Raw genomic sequence first — 13,817 nt, 5'->3', positions numbered from 1 at the left:
CTTTTTTGCGAATTTAATCTAACATTTTTGGATTGAAGATCAGGTAACCAATGTTTAAGCCAAAGTTGAAATTCTCCTTCGGATAACTGTATCCGTTGGCGTACAGACTGATACATAAGAATGGCAATTGCAATACGACCGCCGCTTCACCCATATAATTAAACGAGTGCAAAAACTTACCATAATGCGGGATTCCGACATACGGGTTGTTTTCCGGCACCGTCTTTTGTATTTCATAGAGTGGAGCGAAGCCATACATATCCAACCGGAAGTGCAGAAGCTTGCTTAACTTCAAGATCGGGGAAAGCCCAAAAGCCACATATTGGTTCGCCCGGAACGCCTCGTTGAATACAATCTCGCTATGGGGTGTCGGGGTAAACGCCGGGGCCTGTAATACGCTAGCCGTATAGTTATTCATGAGGTTCTTGCTGGATATGACCATTTCCGCCAAATAACCTAAGTTGAAACGGTTGCTCAGCGTCTGGTATTGGTTCCAGCGCCCTTTCAGTTGCAGCCAGCTATGCACTTTGCGACCAATCGGGGCTTCCGTCGTGGCGGAAGTGGGGGATGGGGTATACTTCTCCGTACCGGTTACGTATTGGGCGATTAGGAATTGCTGTTTTCCGCTTATCGGGTATTGTTTGGTGTTGAGTGAGTTTTGCTCGATACTTAACGAGCCGCTGAATAAATCGTACCAGCTATGGTCGAAAGAGGCATTCGGGAAAGGTATCGTGGTGCTCTGCAAATAGAAATCGTTCAACCGTCCGTAGGCGAACCCGATCTCCGCTTTCGCGTGGTTGAGGAAGGGGAAGCCTAATTTTAGTTTCATGTACAGTTCTTTCTGCTTAATCATGGCGGGCACTATATCCTCATAAAAGAGGGATTGGCTTTCCGTGTATTTCTTGTCCGAGAAGACTCCTTGCCAATTTAAATAAGTGGGGATTTGCGTTTGCAGGTACATCCGGCCACTCAACATGACACCACTAAAGGAGTTACCCACTTGAAAGTTCGAGTTTACGTCGGCGGCGAACCGTCCCAGATATTGATACCCCAATCCTAGGTATAATTGATTCGCTTGATGAGACGATACGTTTCCACCGAAGCCAACCGTGATCTCTTCTTTCATCTTCACGTCCAGGTAAAGATCGAATTTCTTCTCTTTCCGGTTATAAACGGCATGCGGCATGATTTCCCTAATCTTGGAATAGGTCAGCATCTTGAAATAAGCCCGCTTGAACTCTTCCATGGAGAACTCGTTATTGATATCCCTGTGTAATTGGGCCTCTATGTATTTACGCTGGGCCTCGGATACGCCCGTCACGTAAATATTGCGGAAGATCAGCGGGGGAAGGTTCTCTTTATAGGCTTTTCTTCTTTCGGTAACCTCATTTAAAGGCACTTCCCGGGGAACCCGTTGCTTGATGGAGTCGATCATGGAAAGGGTACGTTTATACCCGATGTCCATAAGCTCCTTACCTTTCTGGAAATCCAATAAGGAGACGGTGGGAAAACTGAATTTAATCATCATGCCATCTTCCTCCGGTACCTCGTAATCGGTCTTTTGCATGATCATGGTCTCGATCTGGTTATAAGGATTCTCCGAAGGCTTTTTATTCCCTCCCGATACCGTCGATCCGAAAATGAAATCCGGGTGGAACGCGTCTTTCATCGGGCCTACCGGGAAATTATCGTAGATACCTCCATCGAATAAAGGAATACTGTCTTTCCATATGGGCTGGAAGAAAAACGGGAAAGTCATGGAGGCACGTACGGCGTCTCCCAGATCCCCATTCTTAAAGATGATCGGCTTTTTAGTATATATATCCGAGGCCACGCAACGGAAAGGGACAAACAGGTTGTCGAAATTCCACCCCGCCTTTGCCGTCGCCTGCGAGAACAAGGCCATGAACGCCTGATTCATCTGTATGGGATTGATCAAGCTTTGCGGTAAGAAGCTAGCCTTGATCTGTAGGGAATCGGACATATCGATGGAGAAATGCGCGAATTCCGGGGTCGGGTAAGGCTCCTTGAAATAATAGGTATATTGCTCCTCCACCGTACCTGTTTGCCAATAGGAGAACTCCTTGGAAAGCATCAGCTCCAGCATCTCCTCGGGGGAATATCCCATGGCGTATAAACTACCGATAATCGCCCCGATGGAGGTACCGGTAATGTAATCGATCGGTATATTATTTTCTTCCAGCGCCTTGATCACTCCGATATGTGCCGCTCCTTTGGCACCGCCGCCACTGAGTACCAACCCTACTTTCTGGGCGGAAACAATCTGAATGGCAGCAAGGAATAAGGCTATGATAACTGTTATTTTCCTCATATGAACCCAATCTGTTTTTCTTCTCCAAATGTAAGAAGTATTTCTTTAGAAACATAAACATTTTGTTTTTTCGTATTGTTGAGTTATCAATACAATTAAAACAGAAGATGTTATGAAAGAGAAAGAATTGAATAGGGAAGAGCGGAATAAGACCGTTATGGAGACTGGTGCTTTGGTCATGGCTGAGTTTTATGCGGATTGGTGCCCTCATTGCCAGAAAATGATGCCGATCGTGAAGGAGTTCAAGGAATTGGAGAAAGGAAAATTAGAAGTGGTACAAATCAATATCGAGGAGGAGAGCGCTCTTGCCGATTTGTATACGGTGGAATCGATTCCTACTTTTATCCTGCTACGGAAAGGGGAGGCTTTGTGGAGACAATCCGGCGAGATGAACTTGGATAGGTTGCGGAAAGTGGTCGAGGATGTCGTGGGCTGAAACTAAAAAAACCGTTCCCCCGAGAAGGAACGGTTTTTTATATATGTGAGGATTGGTTTATCCGATCAGTTCTACGCTACGTTTGATGAATTGGCTTAAGGCCTCTCCCTTCAGCATACCGTTTCCTAACAAAGCAAGGTCGATCAACTGACTAACTGTCTTGTTCGTACCGGCGTACTCGGCGAGAACTTGGTTGCGTTGCTCACGAAGCTCATCCAGCTTATGGTTGGTGTTGGTCATATCCTCTTTCTCTTGCGCCGTGATCTCATCTTCTTTCTTTTTGCTTTGAGCCTCACGTAAGTCGGCTTGACGAGCCTCCCATCCTTTGATATCGCTAAGGATCGGTTTTAACTTCTCGTCGCAAGCTTGCTCCTCTTCAGTTAATACTTTCTTGATCAACGGATGATCCGTATTCAATACGAAGTTGAAGCTATCCGGCATCTCGCCATAGAAAGACATACCCGGTTGCATAGCGGACATCTCACGCATTCTTCGCATATACTCGCTTTGTGTCAACATGACAGGGTTCGCGTTTTCGCCCAATGCCTCGAATGTTACGTAGAACTCGGTCTTGTTCAATTTCGGCATCTGACTCTTGAATACTTCCTGCATGGCCATTTTCTGCTCCTCGCTCAAGGTTACCTTATTCGAGTCTTCCTTGCGGATCAGGTTATCGATCGTATCGCTATCCACACGAACGAAGCGGCTCTTCTCGAACTTCTGCTCCAATTGTCCGATCAAGTGTACATCCAATTGTCCGTCCATTTCCAAGACGCTGTAACCTTTGTCCTTTGCGGCTTGTATATAGCTGTATTGCTCGTCTTTATTGGTGGTATACAGATAGATTAAGTTACCCTCTTTGTCTGTCTGGTTGTCCTTGATTAAGTTCTTGTATTCCTCGAAAGTGAAGTATTTGCCTTCGACGTCCTTGAATAAGGCGAACTTAACCGCACGGTCGTAGAACTTCTCATCAGTCAACATACCATATTGGATGAATAGTTTCAAGCTATCCCATTTCTCCTCGAACTGCGGGCGGTCGTTCTTGAAGATCTCTTCCAAGCGGTCTGCCACCTTCTTCGTGATGTGGTTGGAGATCTTCTTCACGTTCTGATCGCTTTGCAAATAGGAACGGGATACGTTCAACGGGATATCCGGCGAATCCAATACACCATGCAATAATGTCAAGAACTCAGGAACGATACCCTCTACGGAATCCGTAACGAATACTTGGTTGCAATATAACTGGATCTTGTTACGATGCAAGTCGATATTGCTCTTGATGCGAGGGAAATATAAGATACCGGTCAAGTTGAACGGATAGTCTACGTTCAAGTGAATCCAGAACAACGGCTCATCCGTCATAGGATATAAGTCACGATAGAACTTCTTGTAATCCTCGTCGGTCATATCGGCCGGTTTGCGAACCCATGCCGGTTTGGTGTCGTTGATTACGTTATCTTCGTCCGTATCTACATATTTGCCATCCTTCCACTCTTGCTTCTTGCCGAACGCGATAGGAACCGGTAAGAAACGACAGTATTTTGTCAATAAGCCATTGATCTTATCCTTGTTCAAGAAATCTTTATTCTCGTCGTCTATATACAGGATGATATCGGTACCACGATCCTCTTTCGTCGTTTCCTCCAAGGAGTATTCCGGCGTACCGTCGCAGCTCCATTTCATGGGAACAGCGCCTTCTTTGTACGATTTCGTCACGATCTCTACTTTCTTGGAAACCATGAAAGAGGAGTAGAAACCAAGACCGAAATGACCGATGATAGAAGCGGCGTCGTTCTTGTATTTCTCAACGAACTCCTCGGCGCCAGAGAAAGCGATCTGGTTGATGTACTTATCGATCTCCTCGGCTGTCATACCGATACCCCGGTCAGAGATCGTGATCGTTTTGTCATCGAACTTAACCTGTACGGTCAAATCGCCGAGTTCGCCTTTAAACTCGCCTACGGAAGAAAGCGTTTTTAACTTCTGGGTAGCGTCTACCGCATTAGAAACAAGTTCACGAAGGAAGATTTCGTGATCACTGTATAAGAACTTCTTGATAATCGGAAAGATGTTTTCCGATGTTACTCCGATGTTACCTTGTTTACTGCTCATAGTCTGAATATCTTATTATTTTTATTGTTATTTTGTGCGTATTCCTAATCCTGATCATTCTCAAGATCCGCCTATTCCTATACAAAACGAATGCCAAAATGTTTCGGATAAACTATAAATGACAAAAAGGCAGATGCCGGCTGATAGATTTGCAGCCGGGTATAGTTTGATCAAACCATATCATCACCTGTCTTGGCGAATGTAACACGGATGGTTTTATGGAATGGGATAAAACGGGATACGATCGCTATGAATAAGGAGATGACTAATAAATACCCCAGTATCTCTTTTAACGCCAATAATAAGCTTTGTTGCTGTAACGTATTATAGAGTGTATTGGTAGCCATTTGCGCTGCCTCGTCGTAGGGATGCCCTTGGGTCAAGGCGTTGCCAAGCGCCTGATTATAGCGTGAGGCGGCTAGAGGATCGGCCAGCGTAACGGTTTCTGATAAGGAATACATATATTTTTGTTCCAAGCGATATAGTATATTACTGTAAAAAGAAGTCGCCATGATAGGGGATAGTACCGAACGGAAAATGATGAGAAAGAAAGCGTTTGACAATAAATATTTAGGATTTAAATCTTCCACGGCAAATAAGGCGAAAGCTATGATTAGAATCATCATGCCCAATCCCCTGAGGAATATAGGAAAGTAGAGCATCTCGTATCTGCTATCCGGTGAGATCCCGAAATAAAGGCTCCCGAAGAACAGGACGAAACAACTCATTCCTCCCGCTATCAAGAAACGAAACCGCCAACGTTGCCACCGGAACCACCAAAAACAGATGAACGCCCCCAAGACATATCCCGGAAGCAAATAAGTATAAAGGGAATAGGTATGGGTGCTGTCTACCTTTAAGATACTGGTCAGGTAGCTGGTCAACAAGGTAGTCGAAGTACTGAAAAACATGACAAGCATCATATAGAAATAACCGATAATGGCTTTCGGCTGGTATAAAGGCGCCAGATTCACGTACGGACGTTCCGAATGATATTGATACCAAATAAATAAAGCGATCAATATCGGGGCGATCATGATATAAAGGCAAATCTTGGGGGATGCCATCCAGTCGAGTACTTTCCCGTAATTAATGACATACATAAGCATTAACAATCCGGTGGATATGATAAACATTTCCCGGATGTGTAGATCGGCCAAGGGGATGGACTTGATCGGCCGGTTATGGCGGAAGCAGATGATTACCATTACTATGGCCAATAAAATCATTAGCATCATGAAGTAATACATATATTTCCAGTCGTAATGGTAGGCTAACTGTGCGGTAACAAGCATGGATGCTTGTCCCCCTCCGAAAACAAAAGGATAGAAGTAGGAATAGAATTGGCTACGTATATTTTTAGGGCTGAATATCTTTTGTGCGTACCGGATAAACCACAGCATGAGAAACCCTTTTAGGAAACCGATCGCGAAACTACAGACGATCAATATGTCGGCGTTCTGGGAGCGGGCGCAGATCCAGCTTAGGAAGAACTGGGCGACTAAATCCGCCAACAATAAGAATTTGATGGAGAAGGCTTCTAATATCTTCGGAATAATCGGATAGGATACCGCCATTCCCGCCGCTGCCGCGTAATATCCCATGGTTATATCCTCGGTGTTCGTGCCTAGCGTGTTTGATACCTCCAGCATACTGCCGGTGTACGAACCGTTTAGCATCGTAACCGGAAGGATAACGATGAAGATGCAAATCAATCCTAACCAGTCCGGCACCCATTGGCGGATCGGTGCTCCAAGCTCTTTCATCGTGATCATTTGCGTAAGGCTTCTGTTTCAACCATCATGCCTGCTCTTAAATATTGCGTATCTTCTTGCGATAGATTTTCCAAATCTATCCGTACCGGGATACGTTGTTGTACCTTGACGAAGTTTCCGGCGGAATTGTCGGTCGGGACCAATGAGTATTTGGAGCCTGTGGCGTCGGAGATTGCGGTTACCTCCCCGTTGAATATCTTTCCCGGCAATGCGTCTACCTTGATACGTACTTTTTGCCCGATATAGATGTGGGGGATCTGGGTCTCCTTGTAATTGGCCGTGATCCATTTGTCTTTATCTCGTACGAGGTAGGATATCGTTTGTCCGGCTTGCACGTATTGTCCGGGCTCTAAGGTCCGTCTGCCTACATGACCGTCGTAAGGGGCGGTTATAACGGTATAGGAAAGGTTTAACCTAGCTAAATCCAGATCCGCTTCTTTTCGTAAGATCGCCGCCTCGGCTCCTGTTGTCTTCTTGCTGGTTTCGGTGAATTGGGAGAAAGCGGCTTTCTTTTGTTCCACCAACGCCTGATATCGGGCTTGCGCCGCCTCGAAAGCGGCTTTGGATTGCTCGTATTGTTGCTCGGGGACCGATTCTTCTTTCAGCAGCCGCCCAAATCGGTGATAATCCTGTTCCAGTTGCCAAAGCTTGGCTTTAGCTTCGGCGATGTTGGCGTCTTGTACGGCGATGTTCGTATGGGAGGTCTCGATACCGGAACGAAGTACGTCTTGTGATCCTTGGGCATCGATCAACGCGGCCTCTGCCTCTTTTACCTTGATCCGATATTCCCGATCGTCCAGTATGAGAAGTGTGTCCCCTTGGTGAACGTACTGGTGTTCCTTGAAACGGACCTCTTTTATGTAGCCGGAGGCACGTATATTTAGTGGGGCGATATATTGGTCCACAAAGGCATCGTTTGTCACCTCATAATTGATGTAACGCCAGAAATAATTGGCTGTCCACCAAATGCCGGAACCGGCTAAAAGGATACATATGGAGTTTAATACTATATTCCGTGTCCTTACTTTCTTTAGTCTTTGATGTTTCTCTTTTAATTCGTTTGCCATAGTCGTTGTTTCTTTTTAGAGACGGCCGCAAGCCTTCTGTAGTTGATAGTAAGTGTAAATCACGTGGGTACGGGCATTCGTGAGCTGTAGCTCCGCGTTGAGGAGAACCGAGTTCGCGTCGAGTAAGTCGGTTAGGATCGCCAATTGGTTTAAATACCGGTTTTGCATGATCCTGTAGTTCTCTTGAGCTTGCCGTACGGATAACTTCAAGGCTTCCACTTCTTGTAGGGCCTCCTTATGACGTAAGAACGCGGTGCGTACTTCCATACGGATTTTCTGCTTTTTCTGTTCCTCCTCGTTTTTATGTAACGAGACCATCCATTTGCTTTCCTTTATCTTATGGTTGTTTTTATATAAAGAGGATAAAGGGTAGGAGAGCGACAGCCCTATGTTCCAGTTGTTGTTATACATATCCGCTAATGTTCGGGAGACCGGACGTGCCAATGTGTTCGAGGCATATAGCGATAGGCTGGGTAGCGAGGAGGCTTTAGTCAAACGTATATCATTTTGGGCTAACTCTGTTTGTTTCCGGAGTAGACGTATCGCCGGATCATTGGAATAGGCTTGGGCTACATAATCTTCGTAAGTTTCTAAAGATACGGTTTGGTCCAGTAACGTGGTATCTGGTTTGAGCAATAGATTCTCATCGAGACCGATCAGGATATCCAATTGCTGTGATACCAGTATGAGGCTATTATCCGTTTCTTGCAAGGATAGGCGGTCGTTGGTTAATTGCATCTCGCTTCTTAATACGTCGTTATTGGTTATCAGTCCCTCTTTTTTCATACGCCGGATATCTTGCAGGCGGCGTTCCGATTCCTCGATATTACGGGAAAGCACCTCACGTTGTTTAAACAGGCTGAAAAGACCGATGTATTGATTTAATAGACCGAGCTTGATCTCACTCTGGTCTGTGAGCGTTTGTAAAGAGGCGACTTCTTTCTCCAGATCCGCTTTCCGGATGGAATACCGGATTTTACCGCCTTGGTATATCGGTTGGGTAAGGTCGATGGCATAGTTCTGGGACCAATCGGGCGCTTCTGGGCGAGTCGGATGGGCGAGTCCTTGCTCAAAGAGGATCGGTTGCCCTACATATCCACCTTTCAAGCCGATTTGCAGGTCTGGCAATTGTGCGGAACGTGCCGTATGGGTTCTCTCTTGCGCTATCGATTCTTTTAAGACGTCTGCTTGGATCTGCAGACTATGCCGTACGCCTCTCTCGAAAAGCTGGTCGATGGTCAAAAAGAGCGAATCGGTTTGGGCGATTGCCGGAAATGTAGCGACCGTCATACAAAAGAGGCTCAATACGTGCTTTTTATATATTCTCAAGGACATTATGTACTGCTTTTAATTCGGATAACATGGTTTCTACGTTCTCTATTCCGATAATATGCTCCGCATGTACATAAACCTGATCAAGGATCGGGCGAATTTGCTTTTTGAATTCTTCTCCTTCCGGGGTTAGGAAAACCAGTTTGTTCCTCCGGTCCTCGGGATCTTCTTTCCGATGGACGTAGCCTTTCTTCTCTAAATTGTTCATTAGGTTTGTCAGACAAGCCTTATCCTTTGCCGTTCTCTCTGCCAAGACCTGTTGGGTGATACCTTGTTCGTGCCATAGGCAACTCAAGATTTGAAGCATCTCAAATGTTATACCGGCGTTGTTCTTTTTCAGCGTTCGTTGCATAGACCGACGAAATGCCATGCGTGTGCGGACAACTTGTAACATAAGTTCCCGGAATTCTTTACCTTCTACCATTACTTATAATTCTTTTAAACTTGCTGGGCGCGAAGATAGCGTTTTTTCTTGGATTAGTCAAATGTTTAACTAATTAGCGTCTCGCTAATAAAGTATGTTTGCCATCTAGGTGGCACAGCTTTGCCATCGGCGTGGCACGGGCTTGCCATCACTATGGCACGGGTATGCCATCAGTGTGGCACAGCTGTGCCAAGGCGATGGCAGATGCTGGCACAGTATGTGTATGAAAGACAGGCGTATAGACTGAAAGCGTAACAAACCCGTGGAGTGATTCGTTACGCTTTCTGTTTAGTTCTCGTTTACGAGTTTAAGATGCATTCTTCTTTATCCGAACGCCTCCTTCAATTGCTTCACCCATCGCTCGATTCGTTTGTCGGTTTGATCCGGTTGGTTTTCCAAATCGAGGACTAAGCCAAGTAGTTTGCCATTTTTCAAGGCTTTGGAGGCATTAAAGAAATAATCATCCGAAGAGGTCTCGCCTACTAAAGTCGCTCCACAGGAGGTGAAAGCGTCCGCCAATATGCCGACTCCATCGGCGAAATTATCCGGATAATTCGTTTGATCTCCAAGACCGAAAATAGCGACCTTCTTATTTTTAAGGTCTAAAGTGACCAGTTCCGGGATGATCTCGTCCCAATAGGTGGGAAGCTCGCCATCGAACCAAGTGGAGGTTCCCGCGATTATATGGTCGTAAGCCTCGAAATCTCTTTTCCATGCGCTTTCAACAGGGATGATATCGATCTGATCCTCCCCGAAAGCTTTTCTTATTTTATTGGCGACAAAGGTTGTTTTCTCTGTGCCCGTTCCGTAAAATAATCCTGTTTTCATTATGATGCTTTTAAAGATTTAACGAATGTGGATCTAATAAAGCAGCAGTTCTTTTGCCGCATGATAGATGGTCTCCTCGTTGGGGAGGATGGCCCGTTCCAAGACCGGATGGAAACCAACCGGAGTGAATAGGGAACCTACCCGTTGGATCGGAGCATCCAAGTACTGGAATAGTTCCGAGCCGATGATGCCGGCAATTTCCGCTCCGAAGCCAGAGAAGACCTTGTCCTCATGTACGATCAATACTTTACTGGTTTTCTTCACCGAGTTGAAGATCGCCTCCTTATCCAAAGGTATCAAGGTACGAAGATCGATAACCTCCAGTTCCCAGCCTTTTTCTTTGTAAAGAAGCTCGGCTACGTTGAGGCAAAGATGGGTCGTATTGCCATAAGTGATGATTGTCAGATCTTTTCCCGGACGGCGTATGCGGGCTTTCCCGAACGGAACCTCGAAATCCTCGGGGACAAAGGTGGAGGCTTCTACGGCGTTGTAGAGCGCTTTCGGTTCCAGATAGAGCGTAAAGCCTTTAGAACGCATGCTCGTCCGCAACAGCCCGGCGGCATCATCCGCGAAAGAGGGATAAACAATCCGGGCACCGGGCAGTGAGGTCAATGCGCCCTCGATGGTCTGGGAATGATAAAGTCCTCCTCCGATATAGCCTCCGGAGGCTAGGCGCAAAGTGATGTTTGGGGTAAATTGCCCGTTGCTGCGCCAATACTCATGCGTACATTCCACGTATTGCTCGACGGCCGGCCAGAAGTAATCGGCGAATTCTGCGCCCTCGATCACTACATGGATCTTCGGGTCAAAGCGGCACATACCGTTCGCTGTCCCTACGATATAATCCTCGGCGATAGGGGCGTTGAAGACTCGCTCGATACCGAATTCTTGCTGCATGCCTTTCGTGATGTTGAATACGCCACCCTTTTCTTTATTGGCTACATCCTGTCCCCAGATAAACGTATCCGGGTTGTGCCGGAACTCCGCTTTCAACGTCTTGTTGATCGCCGTGACTAGCGTTTCTTTCTCTCCTTCTTCGTTTTGAACACCCTCTTTGTACTTTTGGGGTTGATAAGGTTCCGGAAGGACGTAATCCTTGACGGTAGACGGATCGGGATCGGGGGCGGCCATCGCTTTCCGATTGGCGGCTTTCAGGTCTTTAGCCGCTAGATCCGCGATCTCTTTCAATTCTTCCTCGGTGAAACGTCCGTAACGAATCAGCATGCGATGGAATTTGTATAAAGGATCGGCGGACTTTACATAGGTAAGCTCGTTCTCATCACGATACAAGGTATGTTTATCGGAGTTTGAGTGGGAGCCTATCCGTACGCAATTGGCCTGAACGATCACGGGAGTCCGGTTGGCGATCGCGTACTCTTTGGCCTCGGTCATGGCATTCATGGAATCGAACACGTCTTTTCCATTGCAATGGATAATACGTAAATTCTTGAAGCCGGAGAAATTATCGGCAACTTTACGATTGGCCGTCTGGTCCTTTTTGGGGACAGAGATACCATATCCATTGTCTTGGAAGACAAAGATAACCGGCAGTCGCTCATTGCTGGCGCCATTGATCGCCTCATACACATAGCCTTCGGAAGCGGCCGATTCTCCGTGCGAGGTAATCGCTACGCCTTTCTGTCCATAGTAAACCATCGCCCGTGCCACGCCGGCGGCATGGAGATCGTGAGTCGCCGTAGCGGAAGAAACGTTCTCGATATGCCATTCCATCTTAGAGAAGTGGTTAGACATGTGGCGGCCGCCACTGGTCAGATCGGTCGCCTTGGAGATACCGTTCAGGATGATCTCCTCGGCAGTCATTCCCGCCGAGAGAACCGTCAACATATCCCGGTAATAGGGGAAGAGAAAGTCCGTATCCTTATCGAATACTTGTCCCATGGCGAGTTGTATCCCGTCGTGCCCGGCATACGGGGCATGATAAGACCAGCCGAGAGATTGCAATAAATAGGAGGGAGCCTTCTCATCGATCGCCCTTCCGAGCGTCATAAGGTAAAACCATTTCCTGAGAGTCTCCTTATCTGTTGTTTTTATATCATACTTTTTCATGTTGTTCTATTATAATAATGTATTAAGCGTTCCAATTCTCTAGTTCGTCGGCGATGGAACGTAAAAAGGCTCCCGCCAAAGCTCCGTCCACGATACGATGGTCGTAGGAGAGTGAGAGGTACATCTTGTGACGGATAGCGATCGTGTCTCCCTCGGGCGTCTCTACTACCGCAGGCTTCTTCTCGATATAACCGACGGCTAGGATCGCTACTTGAGGCTGATTGATGATCGGGGTGCCGAACAGACTCTTGAAGGTTCCGAAATTCGTAATCGTGAACGTTCCGCCTTGGATGCTATCCGGGGCGAGCTTATTCTCACGGGCTTTAGCCGCCAAGGTATCTATTTGTGAGGCGAGGCCACTTAGGTTCAGCTTATCGGCATCGTGTATAACCGGGACAATTAAATTTCCGTCGTTTAAGGAAACCGCTATACCTATATTAATAGGCTTCTTTAGGATGATATTGTAACCGTCCACAGATGAATTTACTAATGGATAGGCTTTCAACGCTTTGGCGGTCGCTTCGGTAATAGCCGGCATATAAGTTAGGTTGATGCCTTCTTGCTTGAAGAATTGATCCTTCACTTTTTTACGCCAGTTAACCAGTCGGGTCACGTCTACCTCGATAACCGACGTCACATGCGGAGATACTTTTTTCGATAATACCATATGGTCCGCAATGATCTTACGTACACGATCCATTTCTCTCACCTCGTCTCCTTGAGCGAGTGGAGCGGATGGAGTGGCCGCTGTCATAGGCATGGAAGGAGCGGTCGGCGGCGCTACCGTAATTATCGGCGTGCTCGTAGCCGTTTGCTGCATGGAAGAAACAGGAGCCTGTTTCGGTTTCGGCATTTCCGTACCTTTATTTTTGTGATCGATATACGTTTGAATATCTTTCTTACTGAGACGTCCCAGATATCCGGTACCCGGAATATGATCCAGTTCATCTTGCGATACACCGGCAGCTTTCGCTAATTGCAATACTACGGGAGAATACCAACGATCTTCCTCTTGGGAATTCTTTGATAATTCCTCTGAGGCGGGAGCGGGGACTTGTTCTTTCGGTTGAGTAGCCTCCGAGGTTTCCGGCTGAGCTCCGTTATCCTCTCCTTCACCTTCGATCTCAAGGATCGCTACGACTGTACCGACCGCTACGGTGTCTCCCTCATTAAAAAGAAGTTGTTTTACTTTTCCCTCAACGGGGGATGGAATCTCAGCGCTTACTTTCGCTGTGCTTACTTCGAAAAGGACATCATCTTCCTCTACGGTATCACCTACCTTTACCGACCATGAGATGATGGTTCCTTCTGTAATACTTTCGCCCAACTTAGGCATCTTTATCTCAAATGTAGCCATATTTTGATTTTTTAATTACTGTCATATAGTGGGAGACGGGGCGTACCCCGTCTCTACAAACGGTATATAATAAGAACAAAGATTAAG

General features: G+C 46.5%; 10 protein-coding genes. 1 reads left to right on the top strand and 9 read right to left on the bottom strand.

Annotation, left to right across the window (positions count from 1 at the left end; all coding sequences use genetic code 11):
* Nucleotides 1-13 precede the first annotated feature (13 nt).
* Complete coding sequence (locus CI959_RS19085) at nucleotides 14-2,332, bottom strand: patatin-like phospholipase family protein (protein WP_005857656.1); 2,319 nt, start codon at nucleotides 2,330-2,332, stop codon at nucleotides 14-16.
* A 112-nt stretch (nucleotides 2,333-2,444) separates the two neighbouring features.
* Between CI959_RS19085 and CI959_RS19080 the strand changes: the two genes are divergently transcribed.
* Nucleotides 2,445-2,768, top strand: a complete 324-nt coding sequence (locus CI959_RS19080) for a co-chaperone YbbN (RefSeq protein ID WP_005857654.1) — start codon at nucleotides 2,445-2,447, stop codon at nucleotides 2,766-2,768.
* A gap of 57 nt (nucleotides 2,769-2,825) precedes the next feature.
* Here the strand turns inward: CI959_RS19080 and htpG are convergent, their stop codons facing one another.
* The 8 genes from htpG to CI959_RS19040 form a co-directional block, all read right to left on the bottom strand.
* Nucleotides 2,826-4,880 carry a molecular chaperone HtpG gene (gene htpG / locus CI959_RS19075; RefSeq protein WP_005857652.1) on the bottom strand — a complete coding sequence of 685 codons (2,055 nt, stop codon included), beginning with the start codon at nucleotides 4,878-4,880 and terminating at the stop codon, nucleotides 2,826-2,828.
* Nucleotides 4,881-5,050: 170 nt separating this feature from the next.
* Entirely contained in the window at nucleotides 5,051-6,655 is a 1,605-nt protein-coding gene (locus CI959_RS19070; RefSeq protein ID WP_011966120.1) for an MFS transporter, read from the bottom strand.
* The gene (locus CI959_RS19065; protein ID WP_057316940.1) at nucleotides 6,652-7,722 is read right to left on the bottom strand and encodes an HlyD family secretion protein; all 1,071 of its coding nucleotides are present in this window, start codon (nucleotides 7,720-7,722) and stop codon (nucleotides 6,652-6,654) included. Before CI959_RS19065 ends, CI959_RS19070 begins: the two co-directional genes overlap by 4 nt.
* A 15-nt stretch (nucleotides 7,723-7,737) precedes the next feature.
* Nucleotides 7,738-9,057 carry a TolC family protein gene (locus tag CI959_RS19060; protein WP_008772398.1) on the bottom strand — a complete coding sequence of 440 codons (1,320 nt, stop codon included), beginning with the start codon at nucleotides 9,055-9,057 and terminating at the stop codon, nucleotides 7,738-7,740.
* Complete coding sequence (locus CI959_RS19055) at nucleotides 9,038-9,478, bottom strand: MarR family winged helix-turn-helix transcriptional regulator (protein WP_005857644.1); 441 nt, start codon at nucleotides 9,476-9,478, stop codon at nucleotides 9,038-9,040. The genes CI959_RS19060 and CI959_RS19055 overlap by 20 nt, the downstream gene beginning before the upstream one ends.
* A 324-nt stretch (nucleotides 9,479-9,802) precedes the next feature.
* On the bottom strand, nucleotides 9,803-10,306 hold the full coding sequence (locus CI959_RS19050; RefSeq protein WP_008779722.1) for a flavodoxin: 504 nt from the start codon (nucleotides 10,304-10,306) through the stop codon (nucleotides 9,803-9,805).
* Between the two features lie 33 nt (nucleotides 10,307-10,339).
* Complete coding sequence (locus CI959_RS19045) at nucleotides 10,340-12,373, bottom strand: thiamine pyrophosphate-dependent enzyme (protein ID WP_005862955.1); 2,034 nt, start codon at nucleotides 12,371-12,373, stop codon at nucleotides 10,340-10,342.
* Between the two features lie 22 nt (nucleotides 12,374-12,395).
* A complete protein-coding gene (locus CI959_RS19040) occupies nucleotides 12,396-13,730 on the bottom strand; it encodes a dihydrolipoamide acetyltransferase family protein (RefSeq protein ID WP_005857638.1) in 1,335 nt (444 codons plus the stop codon).
* Nucleotides 13,731-13,817 lie beyond the last annotated feature (87 nt).

Source organism: Parabacteroides sp. AT13 (assembly GCF_002272965.1).
GTDB classification, from domain to species: Bacteria; Bacteroidota; Bacteroidia; order Bacteroidales; family Tannerellaceae; genus Parabacteroides; species Parabacteroides distasonis.
Note: the sequence above shows the minus strand (reverse complement) of the source record. Positions and strands in the feature narration are given on the sequence as shown.